This is a genomic window from Faecalibacterium sp. i21-0019-B1 (assembly GCF_042852915.1).
Taxonomy (GTDB): domain Bacteria; phylum Bacillota; class Clostridia; order Oscillospirales; family Ruminococcaceae; genus Faecalibacterium; species Faecalibacterium taiwanense.
Genome location: NZ_AP031425.1, coordinates 1,087,565 through 1,105,484, shown reverse-complemented (window position 1 = coordinate 1,105,484; position 17,920 = coordinate 1,087,565). Strand labels below are relative to the sequence as shown.

The window sequence follows — 17,920 nt, the reverse complement described above, 5'->3', positions numbered from 1 at the left end:
GTTTTAGTTGTTCTTGATCGCATCCAGTGCCTGCCGTGCAGCACGGATGTTTTCTTCACCCGTCTGCCATACCTCAAACTCTGAAAAGCCCGGCAGCCCCATGGGCACACCCTCGCGGCGGAAGGTCATGCGGCTTTGCAGCACCTGCTTGCCAGAAAGGTGGAACGCATGTGCCCCGGTCTGTGCGGCCAGTGCCGGGATGTTTTGTGCCGTGACACCGGCACCTACCAGAATTTCCACGCTGTCCCCTGCCCGCTCCACCAGTCGGCCGAGAAGCTCCGCTCCCTCTGGGGCACTCGCCGCCTGACCGCTGGTGAGGATGGTACAAAGGCCCATGCTCCGGACCGTTTCCAGTGCCGCAAAGGGGTCGGCGCTGACGTCAAAGGCACGGTGCAGGGTACACGCCACCGGACGGCCTGCCTTTTCCGCTGCCCTGCGCGCCGCCGCATAAATGGGCCGCATGGCCTCCGCATCCAGCTGCCCTTCCGGGGTCAGCACACCGGTCACGATACCATCCGCCCCGGCCTCCACCAGCTCTGCGGCCAGCTGTTCCATCTGGGCAAGCTCGTAGCTGTCGTAACAGAAATCTCCGAACCGGGGCCGCAGCAGAGCACGCACCGGCAGGCCGGTCTCCGCCTTGACCTGACGCACCAGCGCAAGGCTGGGCGTTGTACCGCCCACGATCAGGTCGGCACACAGTTCCAGCCTGCTGGCACCGCCGCGCTTTGCTGCCAGTGCACTGGCAGTGCTGTCCACACATACTTCCAGAACGGAACGCATTTCAATTCCTCCCTTTTTGCCGGGCTTTGAACCCGGCATTCTGGTTTATTCTACCACGTTTTTCCGTTTTATAAAACCCTGTGGCAGCAAAAAAGCTGCGGCCCGGGTCTTATCCCTGCCGCAGCCTTTGTTGTTTTTTCAGATCAGACCCAGCGCCTTGAACTCCTTTGCAATGCCGTCCTCGTATACCGAGGGAGCAATGCGGTCGCACCGCTTTTTCAGGTTTTCGGAGCCATTGGCCATGCACACACTGATGCCGACAACATCGGTCATCTGCAGATCGTTATCACTGTCGCCAAAGCCGATGGTATCCGCCAGCGTGCAGCCCAGATGATCACAGATGGCCTTGATGCCGGTGCCCTTATCAAATTTGCGGTTGATGAGCTCACCATTCACAAAGCCATCGGTCAGGCGGTCCAGCTTGCTTTCGCAGAACACGAACTGGTCGGCATAGAGCTGCTTTGCCTCGGCAAGGTCGCTCTCGTGGTCGGCAATGAACACGATCTTATACAGCGGTTCCCCTTTGTAATCGGAAAGCGGCAGGATGGACATGCCCTCTTCCATGGCTTTGCGCCAGCGCTCCGCTTCGCTGTTCAGCGGTGCATCGTTCTTTTTGTGGATAAATTTCCACCTCTCAGCCATCTTGCTTCCGCCAAAGGTGGCATCCCGGGCTTCCAGCGTGCACTCCACGCCATTGCGCTCCAGCGCCGCGCGCACGCCTTCAGCCTGCTGCGGCTCCATGGGGATATCCACCAGAGTCTTGCCATCGCACAGCACATAGCCGCCGGCGCTGCACACTGCGCCCGCAAAGCAGTCGTGCCGCAGCAGCGGTTCGGTCATGCGGTGGTTGCGGCCGGTGCACAAAAACAGCTTGTGTCCGTTTGCTCTGGCGCGATCCAGTGCAGCCAGAGTGCTTTCCGGGATGAGCATATCACCCGGCGGCAGCAGCGTGCCGTCAATATCCAGAAAAATCAGCTTACGACCCATACTTTTATCCTTTATCATCAAAGGGAGCCTCGCTCCACGATCTGATAGCCCAGCGTCACCTGACGCACAGGCCCGCTGCTCCCATTTTCTTCCAGCATCTGCAGCAGGATCCGGGCAGCCTCCTGCCCCACCTGCTTCTGGTAAAAGCGCACCGTGGCCAGCCCCGGTTCCATCATGCTGCCAGCCCAGCTGTCGCCAACGCCTGCAAGACCCACATCCTGCCCCACATGCCGTCCTGCTTCCCGCAGGGCACGCATGGCGCCAAAGGCCACCGTGTCGGTCACGCAGACCACACCGTCCAGATCCGGGCAGCGCACCAGCAGTTCCTGCATACAGCGCTGGCCCTCCTCCATGGTAAAGGCGTTGCAGCAGATGCGGGGCATCTGTTCGCCGTTCAGTCCGGCAGCGTTCAACGCATCCTGCACGCCCTCACGGCGCTGCACGCCGGTGGCATCGTCCCGCTCTGTACCGCCAATATAAACGATCCTTCTGCGGCCATGGTCCAGCATCCGCTGGGCAAGTTCCCGGGCTGCAGTGTGGTCGTCGTTGTACACGCAGGCCACATCCTGAAAACGCTGGCCTGTTACCACCACCGGCACACGGCAGTTTTTCAGCGCCTGCGCCAGCTGAGGAGTATAATAGCTGCCCAGCAGGATGATGCCCGCCACGTGGTTGCGCTGCATGGCAGTCAGATAGCCCAATTCCCGCTGGGCGTCCAGCTCGGTGTTTCCCAGCAGCATCAGATAGCTCTTTGCATCCAGCTCACTGGCAATGCCTGCCGTGATCTGCCCCACCGACTGGGAACCGATGCTGGGAGCGATCACCCCCACCTGATTCACTTTTCCGGTGCGCAGAGTCTGGGCGGCGGTATCCGGGCGGTAGCCGGTCTTTTCCACTACCTCGTGGATGACAGCCCTCTTCTGTTCGCTCAGGGGGCCTCCGTTCAGGTAGCGGCTGACCGCCGCACTGGATACACCCGCCATTTTTGCAATATCACTGATGGTCATTTGCAGTACTTCTCTCTTTTGGGATGCATTGTTATGTGTAAACGTTTTCATGCTTATTATAAACCGCTTTCACCCATCCCGCAAGATGCGCTTTTCCCGGTTTATTCCGAACGCATTTTTGTTTTTCTGGCAACTGTGTACAAAAGACGGCTTTTTTCTGAGAAGCAGAGCATTACAGGCGGTCAGGCTGCGCCCATGCTCCATGCACGCACGGCAAGCCCCAGCAGCAGGACCACCAGCAGAATGATGAACACGGTTTTATTGCCAGTTCTTCTCTGTTTCTTTTTGCGGCCTGCCGTGCTGCGGCTTTTGGCCGAGCTGCTGCGCGCTGTGGTGCTTCTGCTGCCGGAGGAACGGCTGCCGGCCGTTTTGCGGCTCTGGGTGCTGCGGTTCTGGCCCTGCTTTGTGCTCTGGCGGGCTGGCTCGTGCGCAGCCGTTTTTTCTTCCGGCGCACGGCTGGATGCGATCGGCTCCTTTGCGCCGCAGCGTGCCAGATAATTTTCTGCATCGCGGTAATAGCGGGCAAGTTCATTCTCGCGGAAAGCCGTGCCCACATAGCCGTCTTCCAAGCTCTCCACCGCCTCGTTGAACAGGATCGCCGCCTGAGCGGCATCGGTGTGATCGGTGGCGTGGGCGGCTTCGTTGCGGGCGGTGCGCACAGCATTGCAGGCGCGGCGGGCCGCACCCGGATTGCTGGTATTGCCCAGCAGGTCCAGCGGTTTGGCGGCATCCTTTTCCGGGTCCAGCAGAACCCGCATACAAATGGTGGTATCCAGCTGCTGCCAGCTGTTTTTGCCGGAAAGATCCGGCATACGGTCGTAGTAGTCCGGGCTTTCCTGCTGGCGCTGTGCAACGTGATCCAGCAATGCACCCAAGCTGTGCGCACCGGGTTTGTGCTCCCAGTGCCAGCGCAGCAGGCGGCGGCTGATCTCATCGCAGGCAGTCTTGATCTCAAAGGCAGCCTGTAAGGCTTCTTCCGGCATAATGGTTCTCCCTTCTTCTGGCATACAAAAAAGCGGAGAAGGCATACCGCCCTCTCCGCTGCTGTTTGTGTTACAGCACGAACTGGTAATACACGAAGCCGCACAGTGCCACTGCTGCACAGACAATGGCAGTGATGGGCGGCACCCAGCGGATCAGCGCTTCGGCCACGCTGTCGCGCTCGTCCTCGTATTCTTCCTCGTCGTCATAGGCAGGCTCCGGCTGCTGAGATATCGGCTGTGCACAGCGGGCTGCAGCAGGCATCACACGGGTGCCTTCGTCCGCAGCTGCATGAGATGCCCTGCCCGGGAACTGTGCCCGCATTCCGGCATCCAGCACACGGGTCTGCTCTGCAGCAGGTTCTTCCGGCTGTGGTTCTGCTTCACGGCACGGTGCACCCATGATCCGGGTCGGCTCCTCCTGCACGGGCGCTGCGCCCATAATGCGGGTAGGCTCTTCGGCCTGCGGGGCAAGAGGCGTTTCCAGTTCCGGCTCGGTCTGGGCAGGCTGTTCCGGCTGCAGCAGGGTGTTCAGCGCGTTCTGCAGCAGGATGCGGTCGCAGCCGCACTCCGAGCAGTACACGGTATCCTCCTCCTTCGGGTGGAAGGCACCGCAGGCGCAGTACCAGCCATTTTCAAACACCTGCGGCTGATACTTCAGCTCCTGGCGGTTCATGCGGGTCTCCAGCGCCTTTTCCAGCTCAGCAGACAGGCGCTTGGGGGCAGGCAGGCGCACGCGCTTGATGCCGTCCAGATGCACCACCCGCTTGCCGTTGTACACGTTGCACAGCGAAACATCCACGCTGGTGATGGCCTTTGCGGTAACGAACACCGCATCGTCCATGCCAAACAGTTCGCCGGGCTTTACTTCCAAGTCACGGTACTCGAACCGGTCCTCGCACAGGATCACGCCGTCCACGCCCTTGCACTTGAAGTGGATCTCCAGCGCGGTCAGGGTCACCTTGGAAATATTCTTGAAGGTCAGGCAGACCGCGTGCTCCCCGCTGACATCACCCTTGAGCAGCTCCACGCAGACGAACTGCACCGGGCTGCCGGGGGTGTAATAGTTTGCGCGGGTCCGTGCGACCGGGTTAAAATTTTCCTCCACGACACTCGCTCCTTTCCATTTGGATCAAATCAGTTCTGCGGGTCCTGTGCATCCGGCGTTTCCGGTGCAGCGGTCTCCGGCAGCGGCTGGGCCGTTTCGGCCTGTTCGGCAGGCTCAGCGGTCTCTGCAGGTTCAGCAGTTTCGGCCTGCTGAGCAGTCTCTGCAGGGGCAGCCTGCACGGTCTGAGCAGGCTGTTCCGGCTTCGGCTCATCGCCTTCACGCGGGGGCAGTGTGCCGCCCGCCATAATGGTGTTGAACTCCTGCTCGTTGAGCTTCTCGCGTTCCATCAGGGCCTGTGCCAGCGCGTGCAGCTGATCGATGTGCTCGGTCAGGGTGCGGCGGCAGGTCTCGTAGGCTTCATCGATGATATCCCGCATCTCGCCGTCGATCTCGGCAGCGGTGGTCTCGCTGTAGCCCTTGCCCTGACCCAGATCGCGGCCCAGGAAGGTCTCCTCCTGCGAGGTACCGTACACCACAGGACCAAGCCGCTCCGAGAAGCCGTACTTGGTGATCATCTGGCGGGCAATGTTGGTGGCCTGCTGCAGATCATTGGAAGCACCGGTGGAGATATCCTCCAGGATCAGCTGTTCGGCCACGCGGCCGCCCAGACTGGAAACGATATCCTCGAACATTTCGCCCTTTGTCACGTAGCTGCGGTCTTTCTCGGGCAGGTACATGGTGTAGCCGCCAGCCTGACCACGCGGGATAATGGTGATCTCGTGCACACGGGGGTGATGCTTGCAGTAGAAGCCCGCCACAGCGTGGCCTGCCTCGTGGTAAGCAGTCAGCTTCTTTTCCTCCGGGGTCACAACGCGGCTCTTCTTCTCCGGGCCAGCCATCACCTTCATGGAAGCTTCCTCGATATCCTCCATGGTAATGGCCTTGCGGTTGCGGCGTGCAGCCAGCAGAGCCGCTTCGTTGACAAGGTTCTCAAGGTCTGCGCCTGCAAAGCCTGCGGTGCGCTGTGCAATGACCCTGAGAGAGACATCCGGGGCCAGCGGCTTCTTTTTGGTGTGGACCTTGAGGATCTCCTCACGGCCCTTGACATCCGGCAGGCCCACATAGACCTGACGATCAAAGCGGCCCGGACGCAGCAGGGCCTTATCCAGAATGTCGGCGCGGTTGGTGGCCGCCATGACGATGATGCCGTCGTTGGCCTCAAAGCCGTCCATTTCCACCAGCAGCTGGTTCAGGGTCTGCTCGCGTTCATCGTGGCCGCCGCCCAGACCGGCACCGCGCTGACGGCCCACAGCATCGATCTCATCAATGAAGATGATGCAGGGCATGGACTTCTTTGCCTTATCGAACAGGTCACGCACGCGGGATGCACCCACGCCGACGTACATTTCCACAAAGTCAGAGCCGGAAATGGAATAGAAGGGCACACCGGCCTCGCCTGCGCAGGCGCGGGCCAGCAGGGTCTTGCCGGTGCCCGGAGGGCCTACCAGCAGCACGCCGTGGGGGATGCGTGCGCCCAGAGTGTTGAACTTCTCCGGGCTTTTCAGGAACTCCACGACCTCTTTCAGCTCTTCCTTTTCCTCGTCCTCACCGGCAACATCGGCAAAGGTGGCTGTCTTTTGGTTCTCGTGCTCGTCCTTCACCTTGGCTTTGCCAACGTTCATGATCCCGCCGCCGCCAGCACCGCCGCGCATCATGGAGAACAGCAGGAAGCCGGTGCAGCCCAGCATTGCCAGATAGAACAGGATCTCCATCCATGGGATGTTTTCCTTGACAGGGGTATAATCGTACACCATGGGAGCATCCGGGTTTGCGGCATCGTAGGCGGCAATGTAGTCGCCCACATACTTGACGAACATGGATGCATAGGGCAGCTTGTAGCGCACAGTCACAGTGCCGTCGCTGTTCTTCTGCGCAGCAGTATCCTCATCCGAGGAGGACAGCATACCGCTCAGCAGTCCGCCGGTGGCCTGCGTGGTGCTCTGGGACGTGGTATCGGGCAAGGGCAGGTTGTTCTTGCCGCCTTCCTTGAGGTTCATGGTGATGACACCGGTGTTCAGGTCCAGCGAGAACTGCGTGACCTGCAGGCTTTCAAAATAATGCACCACCGTGGAATATTCCATGGAAGAGCTGTTGGCAGAGCCGGTGCCGCCCAGCACCGACCAGACCATCAGCACCGCTGCCAGCGCCAGAGCAAGGATCAGCGGATTGAAACGGGGTCTTTTGGATTGCAAAAAAATCAACTCCAGTTCTTGGATGAATTATAGTGTGAGAAATCACTTCTCGTAGACTTCAGGCTTGAGCACACCCACATAAGGCAGGTTGCGGTATTTTTCATCGTAGTCCAGACCGTAGCCCACCACGAACTCGTCCGGCACCTGGAAGCCCTCGTAGTCGGGCTGGATATCGGCCTTGCGGCGGCTGGGCTTGTCCAGAATGGTGCAGATCTTCACCGAGTTGGGGTTGCGCATCTTGAGCATGGGCACCAGATTCGAGAGGGTGACGCCGGTATCCAGAATATCCTCCACGATCAGCACATCCTTGCCGGACAGATCACCGTCCAGATCCTTGATGATCTTTACAAGGCCGCTGGTAACAGTGTTGCTGCCACCGTAGCTGGACACCACCATAAAATCGATGCTGCAGGGAATGCTCACCGCACGCATCAGGTCGGCCATAAACACCACCGAGCCCTTGAGGATGGACACCAGAACAAGGTTCTTGCCCTCGTAATCCTTGCTGATCTGGGCACCCAGCTCAGCAACCTTTGCCTTTAACTCTTCTTCACTGACCAGAACAGTCTTGATATCATCATGCATACTCATGTTATTTCCTCCCTATGTTCCATTTCCATCTGCAGCACCTGCGCAGTGTCTGCATCCGGGGCAAGGCCCTCGGCAAAGCCCGCACCGCAGACCCACAGTACTTCGCTGCCCGCCGCCAGCAGCGGCAGCTGATCGCGCTGGCTGGCCGGGATGCCCGTTTCGTTCATCCACTTGCGCAGCCGGTTGTGTACACTTCGCCCCGCCGGGCGGTAGACATCTCCCGGCTGGCGGGTGCGCAGGACAAGACCAGCATACAACGTAGTTATTCTAGCATAATCCGCCTGATTTTTTAAGTCTTTTTTATGAACGACTTGTATTTTTTCTTCAAAATCAGCCGTAAAAAGCCCTGCAGTCACCTTCCAGCCGCCCGCAAGGCAGTATTCTGCCTGTTTTTCCGGCTGAAAGGGCTGGCTTTCCGGCCGTTTGTCTTCCTGCTGCCGGGGCCGTTCCGGCACAATCTCCTGCCAGAAGCATCCGTCTTTGGCACAAAAGCGCACCCGGTCAGTCAGCTGTACCGCACCGCTGCCGCGCCGCACAAGGCCGCACAGCAGCTGCACATATTTTTCCTCTGCGTCACGCACGGGAGCCGTCAGCGAGTGCATGGCTGCTTCCAAAATAAGCGCATCCGCAGCGGAAAGCGGGCCCAGCCGCCACACCGTACAGGCTTCCGGGCTTTTGATGGCAGCCTGTGCCGCATCCAGACGTGCAGCAGAAAGCAGCTCTTCGGCCTTCCGGGCAAAATAGGCATCCGCGCGGGCTGCCTTCTCGCAGAAGCGGGCAAGGTTTTCCGCCGCTGCGCCGTTGGTGCTTTGCAGCGCAGGCAGCGCCGCACGGCGCACCCGGTTGCGGGCATAGGCATCGGTCGCGTTCGTCTCATCTGTGACCCATGCCTGCCCGGCTGCACGGCAGAAGCTTTCGGTATCCTGCCGGGTAAGAGCCAGCAATGGCCGCAGGTAGCACCCGCGCTTTGGCCGGATGCCTGCCGCACCGTGCAGCCCCGTGCCCCGGGCCAGCCGCAGCAGCAGGGTCTCAGCCTGATCATTTGCAGTATGGGCCGTTGCAACGACATCTATCCCCTCCCCGCACAAACGCGCAAAGCAGGCATAGCGCAGGCGGCGCGCCCAGTCCTCCCCGGCATGTTCCGACGGCAGGCCCACTTCGTCGGCCATCTCTGCAGCATGGAACACCCGCAGCGGCACACCCAGCCGGGCGCATTCCGCCCGCACAAAGGCTTCGTCCCGGTCAGCGCTCTCACCGCGCAGGCCGTGGTTCACATGGCAGGCCGAAAGCACAAACCCGAATTCCGGCTGCAGGGCCAGCAGGATGCGCAGCAGTGCCATGCTGTCCGCCCCGCCGGACACTGCCGCGGCCAAGTGCAGCGGCTCGCCCGGACAAAGCAGCTTTTCTCGCAGAACAAACATACGCACATGCGCCAGAATTTTTTCATTGTTCATCAGCGTTTAAAGTCCACATCCATAAAGCGGGTGTGGGCACCATCCCAGCCCAGCGGCACCGTGCTGGTCTCGCCGTGACGGTTCTTCGCCACGATGCACTCTGCCGTATCGGCATCCACCTCAGCGCCGTCCGGGTTCTGGCTGGCATAGTAGGAATCGCGGTACAGGAACAGAACGCAGTCGGCATCCTGCTCGATAGAACCAGAATCGCGCAGGTCGGAAAGCTGGGGCCGGTGGCTGGAATTGTTGCCCTGCTTTTCCACCGCACGGGACAGCTGAGAAAGTGCGATGATGGGCACATTCATTTCCTTTGCCATGATCTTGAGGTTTCGGGTGATGGAGCTGATCTCCTGCACGCGGTTTTCGCTGCGCTGGCCGGTGGTCATCAGCTGCAGATAGTCGATGACGATGAGACCCACATTCGGGCGGGTGGGGTCCTGATTCACCCGGCGGATCTTCGCCTTCATCTCGGTGATGGTGATGCCGGAGGTATCGTCCATATAGATGGGTGCATCGTGCAGCTTTTCGGTGGCAAGGGCCAGATATTCCCAGTCCTCGGCGCGCAGGGCACCGGTGCGGAATGCCTGACTGTCGATGCCGGCCTCGGCAGAAAGGATGCGGTTCGTGAGTTGTTCCTTGGTCATTTCCAAGCTGAAAATGGCCACCGGCACCTTCTGCTGCATGGCCACGCGGGTGGCGATGTTCAGCGCAAAGCTGGTCTTGCCCATACCGGGGCGGGCCGCAAGGATGATGAGGTCGCCGCGGCCAAGGCCGGTGAGCACCGTATCCAGCAGGCGGAAGCCTGTGGGGATGCCCTTGTATTTGTCCGCATCCGGGCCGCTGATCTTCTGCAGGTTGGTCAGGGTCTCCACCATGCTGGAGGAAAGCGGTGTCAGTGCGCTGGAATCGCGGCCGGAGCGGATCTCATAAATGCGCTGCTCCGCGTTTTCCAGCAGCAGGTCGGCATCCGGCTCATCTCCGGCATCCTGCAGGATGTCCTTTGCAACGCCCATCAGCTGGCGCACCAGATACTTTTCCTGCACGATCTGGGCATAGGCCTTCACGTTGGAAATGCTGGGCACCGTCTCGGCAAGGCCGGTCAGGTACACCTTTGCTTCGTCGGCACTGGGGAACACGCCGTCCGAGATAACAGCGTCCAGCAACGTCACAAAGTCGATGGTCTGGTCGGCGGTGAACAGGCGCAGCATTTCGGAGTAGATCTGCGCATTCTGCCGGGTGTAGAACATCTCCGGCCGGATGATCTCCACCAAGTCGGTGAGCGTTTCCGGTTTGAGCAGCACCGCACCCAGCACGCTCTGCTCTGCCTGCATGTTGTAGGGCAGGTTGATGCCCACGCTTTCCAGATTCAGTTCATTGGAATAATGTCGTTCGTTCGGCATGGTAGTTTATCCTTTTGCATCATTTCGCTGAAAAGCCAAAAAGCGCCCCCTGCTGTGAGGGGGCGCAGATGGCAGAAAAATCAGGCCTGTTCCACTTCCACCATGATCTTGAAAGAAGCGACCACACCAACGTGCAGACGGACCTTGCCGTTGAACACACCGGCATCCTTGATGTCCTTGGTCTCCAGCTCGATCTTCTTCTTATCGATGGGTGCGCCTGCCAGCTGAGCCAAAGCATCGGCAACTTCCTTGCCGGTGACTTTGCCGTGCAGACGGCCGGATGCACCGCCCTTGGCCTTGATGGTCACGGTCTTGCCCTCGATCTTTGCGGCCAGATCCTTGGCAGCAGCTACGGTCTCAGCCTCGTGGAAATCGGCAGCAGCTTCCTTGCTGCGGGCAACGTTCACAGCGCTGGCATCTGCCACAGCGGCCAGCTTGCGCGGGAACAGATAGTTGCGGGCGTAGCCGTCGGAGACCTCGTGGATCTCGTCCTTCTTGCCAATGCCCTTGATATCCTGCTTGAGAATCACTTTCATGATGTTATCCCTCACTTCTCACCGGAAAACCGGTGCAGTTGTTGTGTTTATAGTATAGCGCATTTGCCGCTTTTGGGCAAGAGGAAGCGCCTGACCATTTAAAATGGCCGCCGCTCCGCTCTGGCCATATTCAGCGGTAATTTTATTTTTAATTTGTAAATCAGAAAAATCTGCGGATTTTTCTGATTTACTTTTTCACGGGAGGGGTCGTAACGGCAAACGGCATATGCTGCTGTCGGCCTGCGGCCGTCGCACAGCGACTTTAATACGAAAAGCGTTAAGCAAAGCGGTTACGCCAGTTCCTTTGCGGCCACGTCCAGAGCCACCTCAATGACCTTGTCCATGTCGTAATACTTGTACTCACCCAGACGGCCGCCAAAGATCACGTCCGGCTCTGCATCGGCCAGCTTCTTGTACTCGGCATACAGGGCACCGTTCTTCTCGTCATTGACGGGGTAGTACGGCTCGTCGCCCTTCTTCCACTCAGCGCTGTACTCGCGGCTGATGACCGTTTTGGGCTGGGTGCCGAACTCAAAGTGCTTGTGCTCGATGATGCGGGTGTAGGGAGTTTCCGCATCGGTATAGTTGACCACCGCGTTGCCCTGATAGTTGTCGGTGTCCAGCACCTCGGTCTCAAAACGGACGCTGCGGTACTGCAGAGCACCCAGCTTGTAGCCAAAGTAGGCATCCACCGGGCCGGTGTAGACCACCTTCTCGGCCAGAGCGTTCAGATTTTCGCGGTCGGCCAGATAGTCCACATTCAGCCGCACCTCGGTGCCGTCCAGCATCTTTTCCACCATGGCGGTGTAGCCGCCATTGGGAATGCCCTGATACAGTGCGTTGAAATAGTTGTCGTCGTAGGTGAAGCGCACCGGCAGACGCTTGATAATGAAGGCCGGCAGTTCGGTGCAGGGGCGGCCCCACTGCTTGCCGGTGTAGCCCTTGATAAGCTTTTCGTAGATATCGGTGCCCACAAGGCTGATGGCCTGCTCTTCCAGATTCTGCGGGTCGGTGATGCCTGCTTCCTTCTTCTGCTCTTCGATCTTCGCCTTGGCTTCGGCAGGGGTAACAACGCCCCACATCTTATTAAAGGTGTTCATATTGAAGGGCAGGTTGTAGATCTCGCCGTGGTAGTTTGCCACCGGGCTGTTGGTGTAGCGGTTGAACTCTGCAAACTGGTTCACATACTGCCACACAGCCTTGTTGTTGGTATGGAAGATATGTGCACCGTAGCGGTGGACGTTGATTCCCTCCACCGGCTCCGTGTAGATATTGCCTGCAATGTGGCTGCGCTTATCGATCACAAGGCACTTCTTGCCTGCCTTTTTTGCTTCCTGTGCAAAGACCGCGCCATAAAGGCCGGCACCAACGATCAGGTAATCGTACTGTTTCATGGGTGTGATCCTCTCTGTTCCGTTTATTTTCCTTCTACATCGCCCTTTTTCTGCGATGCATAGTATTTGTCGATGGCACCTTCGATGCGGGCATGGGCTGCTTCCGGCGTGATATGCTTGAGCTGTGCTGCTGCCATGGTCTGGTGGCCGCCGCCGCCCAAAGATTCCATGATCACCTGCACGTTCACGGCACCCAGACTGCGGGCCGAGATGTTCACGCCTGTGCCCACCTGCACTGCCACAAAGCTGGCATCAACGCCCTGAATGGTCAGCAGATCGTTTGCCGCCTGTGCAATGGCCACGCGGGCCTCCGGTGCCACCTCGCCGCTGACGGAGATCGCGCAATTTTTGTACATGCGTGCTTTTTCCACCAGATCTGCCTTGGCATTGTACTCCACCATGGTCACATCGAACAGCTGGCGCACCCGCTCCGTCTCCGCGCCATAGCGGCGCAGCGCAGCGGCAGCTTCAAAGGTACGCACACCGGTGTGCAGGGTAAAATCGCGGGTATCCAGCATGATGCCGGACAAAAGGCCCTCGGCCTCCACACGGTTGGGCTTGTCGTCGCGCTCGCCCACGTACTGCAAAAGCTCCGTGACCAGCTCACTGGCCGAGGAAGAATACGGCTCATGGCAGACCAGCGCCGGGTTCTCGATGTAGCCCACACCCTTGCGGTGGTGGTCGATCACGGCTACCTTGCCGCATTTTTCCAGAATATCCTTGCTCTCCACAAGGCCCACCTGATATGTATCCACCACGATGCACAAGGTGCGCTTGGAGATGATGGGCAGTGCGTCCTTCGGGTCGATAAAGTCGTCCTTCTGGCCTGCACGGCACAATGCATCGATCAGGCTGCCCGCAAGGGTAGCGTCACGCCGCACCGCGATCACCGCCGGGACATCGCATATTTTGCAGATGCGCAGCACGCCCTCGGCGGAGCCGATGGCATCCAGATCGCTCATGCGGTGGCCCATGATGACCACATGGTCGGCTTCCTTGATCAGCTTTACCAGCTGATCGGCCACGATGCGGCTGCGCACCTTGCTGCGCTTTTCCACGCCGTGGCTCACGCCGCCGTAGAACGTAAAACCGTCCGGTGTCATTTCAGCGGCCTGATCGCCGCCGCGGCCCTGCGCCATATCCAGCGCCTGCACGGCCATATCCTGGGCTTCCCGCAGGGTCTTGGCCCCGCGGCCAATGCCGATGGACAGCGAAAGGTTCACGCTGGGATCCAGCGCACGGATCTTGTCCAGCACATCGTAGCCGCGGTTTGCGAACTGCTCCATCTGGCGCTCTTCCACCACAGCGATATAGCGGCCGCTGGCCACACGGCGCAAAAAGCCGCTGCCCCGGCCGATCATATCCTCCAGCGTGCGGTTGATGCCTTCCAGCAGACGGGCACGCTCGCTGTCCAGCATGTCACCGAACACATCGTCGTAGCCGTCCACCAGAAACACCAGATAGCCCGGACGGCTGGCTTTGTATTCCGCCTCCACCTTGCGCAGGGCGGTTTCCTCGTTCAGCACCAGCAGGGTCATGCTCTCCGCATCTCCGGGCACCGTGGAGCTGTGTACGCTCCACATGCCGTCCGCGAGGGTCAGCAGCTGGCCCTCCTGCTTGCGGCACTGCTGCAGATCAAGGCCGGGCAGCACCTTCTGCACGCGGTTCACCAGCGCATCCTGCCCGTTCAACAGGCGGGTGCGGAACTGTGCATTGTACCACAGCACCGTCTCACCGGAAAGCAGCGCGGCCGGCTGAGAGAGCGGCTCCAGACTGAACTGCAGCTTGGAGCCTTCAAAGCTGCCGCCGCACATCCACCGGGCCACCCACTTGCGCAGCTGGCAGCGGAACAGCACCACCACAACGCCCCACAGCACCACCAGTGCCAGCAGCGCCGGCCATGCCGTGGGCCGCTGGATCAGCAGCACCAGCACCAGCAGGCCGCACAGCACGGCCAGACTGGCGGTGAGCATCTCCAATGTCCATCTTGGTTTTTGTTTCATCAAATCTCCTGCCTTCCGCCGCATTGTTTGCGGCAGCGTGCCCGGATCAGACCTCCATCAGGATGGGAAGGATCATCGGGCTGCGCTTGGTGCGCCGATAGATATAGCTGCTCAGTGCCTCGCGCACGCGGGTCTTGACGCTGTTCCAGTCGCGCACATGTTCATCCACGCAGCGGTCCAGCGCATTTTCCACGATGCTCTGTGCACCGTCCATCAGGCTCTCATTCTCGCGCACATACACAAAGCCGCGGCTCACAAGGTCCGGGCCGGCCAGCACCTTGCCGGTCTTGCTGTCCACGGTGGCCACAATGATCACCAGACCGTCCTCGGACAGGTGCTTGCGGTCGCGCAGGACCACATTTCCCACATCGCCCACGCCCAGACCGTCCACCATGACGGCACCGGCAGTCACCGGCTCGCCCAGCTTCATCTCATCCTGACTGAGGACGACATTGGAGCCATTCTCCGCAATGAGGATGTTGCTGGTGGGGATGCCGAGGCTTGCGGCGGTGAGGGCATGCTTTTTGAGCTGCTTGTACTCGCCGTGCACCGGCAGGAAATACTTGGGCTTCGTCAGGGTGAGCATGAGCTTCTGTTCTTCCTGACAGGCGTGGCCGGAAACATGCACATCGTACATGCTCTCGTAAATGACCTCTGCACCCAGCAACAGCAGACCATTGACGATCTTGGTCACGCTCTTCTCGTTGCCGGGAATGGGATTTGCCGAAATGATAATGAAGTCGCCGGGGCCCACGCGCACCTGACGGTGGCTGCAGGATGCCATACGGGAAAGGGCACTCAAGGGTTCGCCCTGACTGCCGGTGGTAATGAGCACTACCTGCTCCGGAGGATACTGGTTCAGCTCATCCACGCTGATGAGGGTGCCCTCCGGGATGTGCATATAGCCCAGTTCCTGCGCCATAGCGGTGTTGTTCACCATGCTGCGGCCGCTGAAGGCCACCTTGCGGCCATCCTCCACAGCCAGATCGATGATCTGCTGCACGCGGTAGATGTTGGAAGCAAAGGTGGCAATGATGATCCGCTTGTTGCGGGCACGGGCGAACAGATTGCGCACGCCTGCAGCCACCTTCTGCTCAGTGGCGGTAAAGCCCGGGCGCTCGGAGTTGGTGGAATCGCTCAGCAGGGCCAGCACGCCGCGCTGACCGTACTCGGCCAGTGTGGACAGGTCGGTGACGCCGCAGGCCAGCGGAGTGTAATCGATCTTGAAGTCGCCGGTCTGGATGATGGTGCCAGCCGGGCTGTCGATGGCAAAGGCCACCGCATCCGGGATGGAGTGGTTCACATGGATGGGCTCAATGGTAAAGCAGCCCAGCTTGATCTTCTGTCTGGGGGTGATTTCCACGAACTTGGTCCTGCCTGCCAGACCGAACTCCTCCAGCTTGTTGCGGATCAGGCCGCAGGTCAGGCGGGTGCCATAGATGGGCAGGTCAAGTTTCTGCAGCAGATACGGGATGCTGCCGATGTGGTCTTCGTGGCCGTGGGTGATGAGCAGGCCCTTGATCTTATCCTTGTTCTGCACCACAAAAGTGAAATCTGGGATAACCATGTCCACGCCGTACATGTCGCTGTCCGGGAACACAAGGCCGCAGTCCACGATGATCATGTCGCCGTTGCACTCGTACACGGTCATGTTCTTGCCCACTTCGCCCAGACCGCCCAGCGGATAGATGTGGATGGGCACAGCGGCCTCTCTGGGCTGCTGCGGGCGGCGGGGCCGACGGTTATAATAAGGGCGGCGGGTGGTGCGGGGGCGCTTTTCGCCCGTCTGCGCGGCGGGTGCGCCGGTGCTCTGAGCAGCAGCTGCTGCCTTGCTGCGTGCGGAATTATTGGTATTTTCTTTCGACTGTGCCATTCTGACCTCCAAAATAATTACAGCGCAGGCCGTCCCCGCTTGTGGGAACAGCCGCGCTGTGCATGGGAAGCACCTTGAAAAATCGCATCGGCTTCCGTTGGATGCACCGTATAGAATTTATTTCTCAGCGTGTTTTTTGCAAACCGCTGCCTGTTCCGTAAGAGGTTTTGTGCCAGATAGGTCCATCTGCTCGATGCGACCGTGGCTTTTCTGTTGGAACGCCCGGGCACACGCCTGCGGTGCGCCCCTATACGCATTTTGTTAGGATAAGTATAGTATTTCCCGGCGTTTTTGTCAATTCCAAGGTTTGGCAGCTCCGGCACGGAATATACATTCGCACTTGACAGAAGCCGGAAAATAGCGCTAAATAGAAGCAACTCATTTTAGAAGGAGAACCGCATGAAGCAGGTCGAAGTGTACACCGACGGCGCATGCAGCGGCAATCCCGGCCCGGGCGGCTGGGGTGCCGTGCTGCGCTACCGTTTTAACGGCAAAGTTTACGAAAAAGAGCTGAGCGGCGGCGACGACAGCACCACCAACAACCGCATGGAGCTGACAGCCTTTATCGAAGCACTGCGCCAGCTCAAGGAGCCGTGTGAGGTACGGCTGTGCTCCGACAGCCAGTATGTCATCAACGGGCTTCAGAAGGGCTGGGCCAAAAACTGGCAGCGCCGGGGCTGGAAAAAAGCAGATGGCTCCCCCGCCCTGAACCCGGACCTCTGGGCACAGGCACTGGAGCAGGAAGCCCGGCACAAGATCACCTATGTCTGGGTCAAGGGCCACGCAGGCCACCCGGAGAACGAACGCTGCGACCAGCTGGCCGTGGCCCAAAGCAAAGCACATGGCGGGAGGCAGGGAACATGAGCGACACATTTTTGCCCGGCAGTGGGTTCGACACCTACGAGAATCAGGATAAGGTTCTGGTGCAGATGGACGGCAGCAGAGAATGCGCCGTAGCTGTGCGCATTTTACAGCAGCAGGGCTTTGCCGTGGCGGGCGCTGCCGTGCGGCTGGCAGCAGAACAGACCGCCGATGCGGAAAACGCAAAAAAGGCAGCAGAGGCCCTTGGCATCGAGTGCATCGTGCTGAACGCCGAAGCACTGGCCGGGCAGGACGCAGACGTTCTGGGCGAGGGCGGCACGCCGCTGTTTGCCGCCCTGCTGACGGCTGCAGACAAGCTTGGGATGCAATATGTGGCAACCACTCACCGTGCCCGGGTGGAGACCGGTGCAGACGGCGTGCACACCGTCTGCCCGCCCGCAGGCACCGGCAGTGATGACAGCACGATTCTTGCAGCTCTGCCGCAGGAAACGCTGGCACGGCTGATCTTGCCGCTGGGCGATTTTGCCCCGGAAGATGTGGCGGAGATGGCCGAGGATTTTAAAGTTTAACCGTACGTTTCAAATGGCCTCCGTTGCACTCTGGCCATATTCAGCGGAAACATTATTTTTATATTAGAATTCCGGAAAATCTGCGGATTTTCCGGAATTCTTTTTTTACAGGCAAGGCCGCTGCGACACACGGCATCTGCTGTTTTTGCTTCCTGCGGAAACAGCCGCACGGCGGCAGAAATGCATTCTGCGGTTCGGACCCCATTCCCGTGAAAATGAAAATC

15 protein-coding genes are annotated in these 17,920 nt (G+C 59.5%); 2 read left to right on the top strand and 13 right to left on the bottom strand.

The window, feature by feature from the left end; genetic code table 11:
* Positions 1 to 3: 3 nt before the first annotated feature.
* From ACGHP1_RS05435 to ACGHP1_RS05375, 13 genes are all read right to left on the bottom strand, one after another.
* Positions 4 to 780 carry a copper homeostasis protein CutC gene (locus ACGHP1_RS05435; protein WP_097778172.1) on the bottom strand — a complete coding sequence of 259 codons (777 nt, stop codon included), beginning with the start codon at positions 778 to 780 and terminating at the stop codon, positions 4 to 6.
* 138 nt (positions 781 to 918) lie between these two features.
* The gene (locus ACGHP1_RS05430) at positions 919 to 1,767 is read right to left on the bottom strand and encodes an HAD family hydrolase (protein WP_097774797.1); all 849 of its coding nucleotides are present in this window, start codon (positions 1,765 to 1,767) and stop codon (positions 919 to 921) included.
* A 17-nt stretch (positions 1,768 to 1,784) separates the two neighbouring features.
* Positions 1,785 to 2,774, bottom strand: a complete 990-nt coding sequence (locus ACGHP1_RS05425; RefSeq protein WP_390508231.1) for a LacI family DNA-binding transcriptional regulator — start codon at positions 2,772 to 2,774, stop codon at positions 1,785 to 1,787.
* 182 nt (positions 2,775 to 2,956) lie between these two features.
* On the bottom strand, positions 2,957 to 3,757 hold the full coding sequence (locus ACGHP1_RS05420; RefSeq protein ID WP_390508229.1) for a hypothetical protein: 801 nt from the start codon (positions 3,755 to 3,757) through the stop codon (positions 2,957 to 2,959).
* Positions 3,758 to 3,827: 70 nt separating this feature from the next.
* Positions 3,828 to 4,862: a hypothetical protein gene (locus tag ACGHP1_RS05415; RefSeq protein WP_390508227.1), complete on the bottom strand. Its 1,035-nt coding sequence runs from the start codon at positions 4,860 to 4,862 to the stop codon at positions 3,828 to 3,830.
* A gap of 29 nt (positions 4,863 to 4,891) precedes the next feature.
* Positions 4,892 to 7,063 (bottom strand): ATP-dependent zinc metalloprotease FtsH, encoded by a 2,172-nt coding sequence (gene ftsH, locus ACGHP1_RS05410; RefSeq protein ID WP_349936037.1) that lies wholly within the window; start codon positions 7,061 to 7,063, stop codon positions 4,892 to 4,894.
* Positions 7,064 to 7,096: 33 nt separating this feature from the next.
* Positions 7,097 to 7,645 carry a hypoxanthine phosphoribosyltransferase gene (hpt, locus tag ACGHP1_RS05405; RefSeq protein ID WP_005940003.1) on the bottom strand — a complete coding sequence of 183 codons (549 nt, stop codon included), beginning with the start codon at positions 7,643 to 7,645 and terminating at the stop codon, positions 7,097 to 7,099.
* Positions 7,642 to 9,099: a tRNA lysidine(34) synthetase TilS gene (tilS, locus tag ACGHP1_RS05400; protein WP_390508223.1), complete on the bottom strand. Its 1,458-nt coding sequence runs from the start codon at positions 9,097 to 9,099 to the stop codon at positions 7,642 to 7,644. The genes hpt and tilS overlap by 4 nt, the downstream gene beginning before the upstream one ends.
* Positions 9,099 to 10,499, bottom strand: a complete 1,401-nt coding sequence (dnaB, locus tag ACGHP1_RS05395) for a replicative DNA helicase (RefSeq protein WP_005939997.1) — start codon at positions 10,497 to 10,499, stop codon at positions 9,099 to 9,101. Before dnaB ends, tilS begins: the two co-directional genes overlap by 1 nt.
* 80 nt (positions 10,500 to 10,579) lie before the next feature.
* On the bottom strand, positions 10,580 to 11,035 hold the full coding sequence (gene rplI, locus ACGHP1_RS05390) for a 50S ribosomal protein L9 (protein ID WP_005939994.1): 456 nt from the start codon (positions 11,033 to 11,035) through the stop codon (positions 10,580 to 10,582).
* A gap of 290 nt (positions 11,036 to 11,325) precedes the next feature.
* A complete protein-coding gene (gene glf, locus ACGHP1_RS05385) occupies positions 11,326 to 12,429 on the bottom strand; it encodes a UDP-galactopyranose mutase (RefSeq protein ID WP_120120135.1) in 1,104 nt (367 codons plus the stop codon).
* 23 nt (positions 12,430 to 12,452) lie between these two features.
* Positions 12,453 to 14,432, bottom strand: coding sequence for a DHH family phosphoesterase (locus ACGHP1_RS05380; RefSeq protein WP_390508219.1), 1,980 nt, complete (start codon positions 14,430 to 14,432; stop codon positions 12,453 to 12,455).
* A 46-nt stretch (positions 14,433 to 14,478) separates the two neighbouring features.
* The gene (locus tag ACGHP1_RS05375) at positions 14,479 to 16,305 is read right to left on the bottom strand and encodes a ribonuclease J (RefSeq protein WP_390508217.1); all 1,827 of its coding nucleotides are present in this window, start codon (positions 16,303 to 16,305) and stop codon (positions 14,479 to 14,481) included.
* 399 nt (positions 16,306 to 16,704) lie between these two features.
* Between ACGHP1_RS05375 and rnhA the strand changes: the two genes are divergently transcribed.
* Together rnhA and ACGHP1_RS05365 are read left to right on the top strand one after the other, a co-directional pair.
* A complete protein-coding gene (gene rnhA / locus ACGHP1_RS05370) occupies positions 16,705 to 17,169 on the top strand; it encodes a ribonuclease HI (RefSeq protein ID WP_005939979.1) in 465 nt (154 codons plus the stop codon).
* Complete coding sequence (locus tag ACGHP1_RS05365) at positions 17,166 to 17,696, top strand: hypothetical protein (protein WP_390508215.1); 531 nt, start codon at positions 17,166 to 17,168, stop codon at positions 17,694 to 17,696. The genes rnhA and ACGHP1_RS05365 overlap by 4 nt, the downstream gene beginning before the upstream one ends.
* Positions 17,697 to 17,920 lie beyond the last annotated feature (224 nt).

Coding starts and splice junctions, on each gene's coding strand:
- ACGHP1_RS05375 (WP_390508217.1), bottom strand. CDS start 16,305: ATGGCACAGTCGAAAGAAAATACCAATAATTCCGCACGCAGCAAGGCA.
- ACGHP1_RS05430 (WP_097774797.1), bottom strand. CDS start 1,767: ATGGGTCGTAAGCTGATTTTTCTGGATATTGACGGCACGCTGCTGCCG.
- ACGHP1_RS05380 (WP_390508219.1), bottom strand. CDS start 14,432: ATGAAACAAAAACCAAGATGGACATTGGAGATGCTCACCGCCAGTCTG.
- dnaB (WP_005939997.1), bottom strand. CDS start 10,499: ATGCCGAACGAACGACATTATTCCAATGAACTGAATCTGGAAAGCGTG.
- rplI (WP_005939994.1), bottom strand. CDS start 11,035: ATGAAAGTGATTCTCAAGCAGGATATCAAGGGCATTGGCAAGAAGGAC.
- glf (WP_120120135.1), bottom strand. CDS start 12,429: ATGAAACAGTACGATTACCTGATCGTTGGTGCCGGCCTTTATGGCGCG.
- tilS (WP_390508223.1), bottom strand. CDS start 9,099: ATGAACAATGAAAAAATTCTGGCGCATGTGCGTATGTTTGTTCTGCGA.
- ACGHP1_RS05420 (WP_390508229.1), bottom strand. CDS start 3,757: ATGCCGGAAGAAGCCTTACAGGCTGCCTTTGAGATCAAGACTGCCTGC.
- ACGHP1_RS05435 (WP_097778172.1), bottom strand. CDS start 780: ATGCGTTCCGTTCTGGAAGTATGTGTGGACAGCACTGCCAGTGCACTG.
- ACGHP1_RS05365 (WP_390508215.1), top strand. CDS start 17,166: ATGAGCGACACATTTTTGCCCGGCAGTGGGTTCGACACCTACGAGAAT.
- ACGHP1_RS05425 (WP_390508231.1), bottom strand. CDS start 2,774: ATGACCATCAGTGATATTGCAAAAATGGCGGGTGTATCCAGTGCGGCG.
- rnhA (WP_005939979.1), top strand. CDS start 16,705: ATGAAGCAGGTCGAAGTGTACACCGACGGCGCATGCAGCGGCAATCCC.
- hpt (WP_005940003.1), bottom strand. CDS start 7,645: ATGAGTATGCATGATGATATCAAGACTGTTCTGGTCAGTGAAGAAGAG.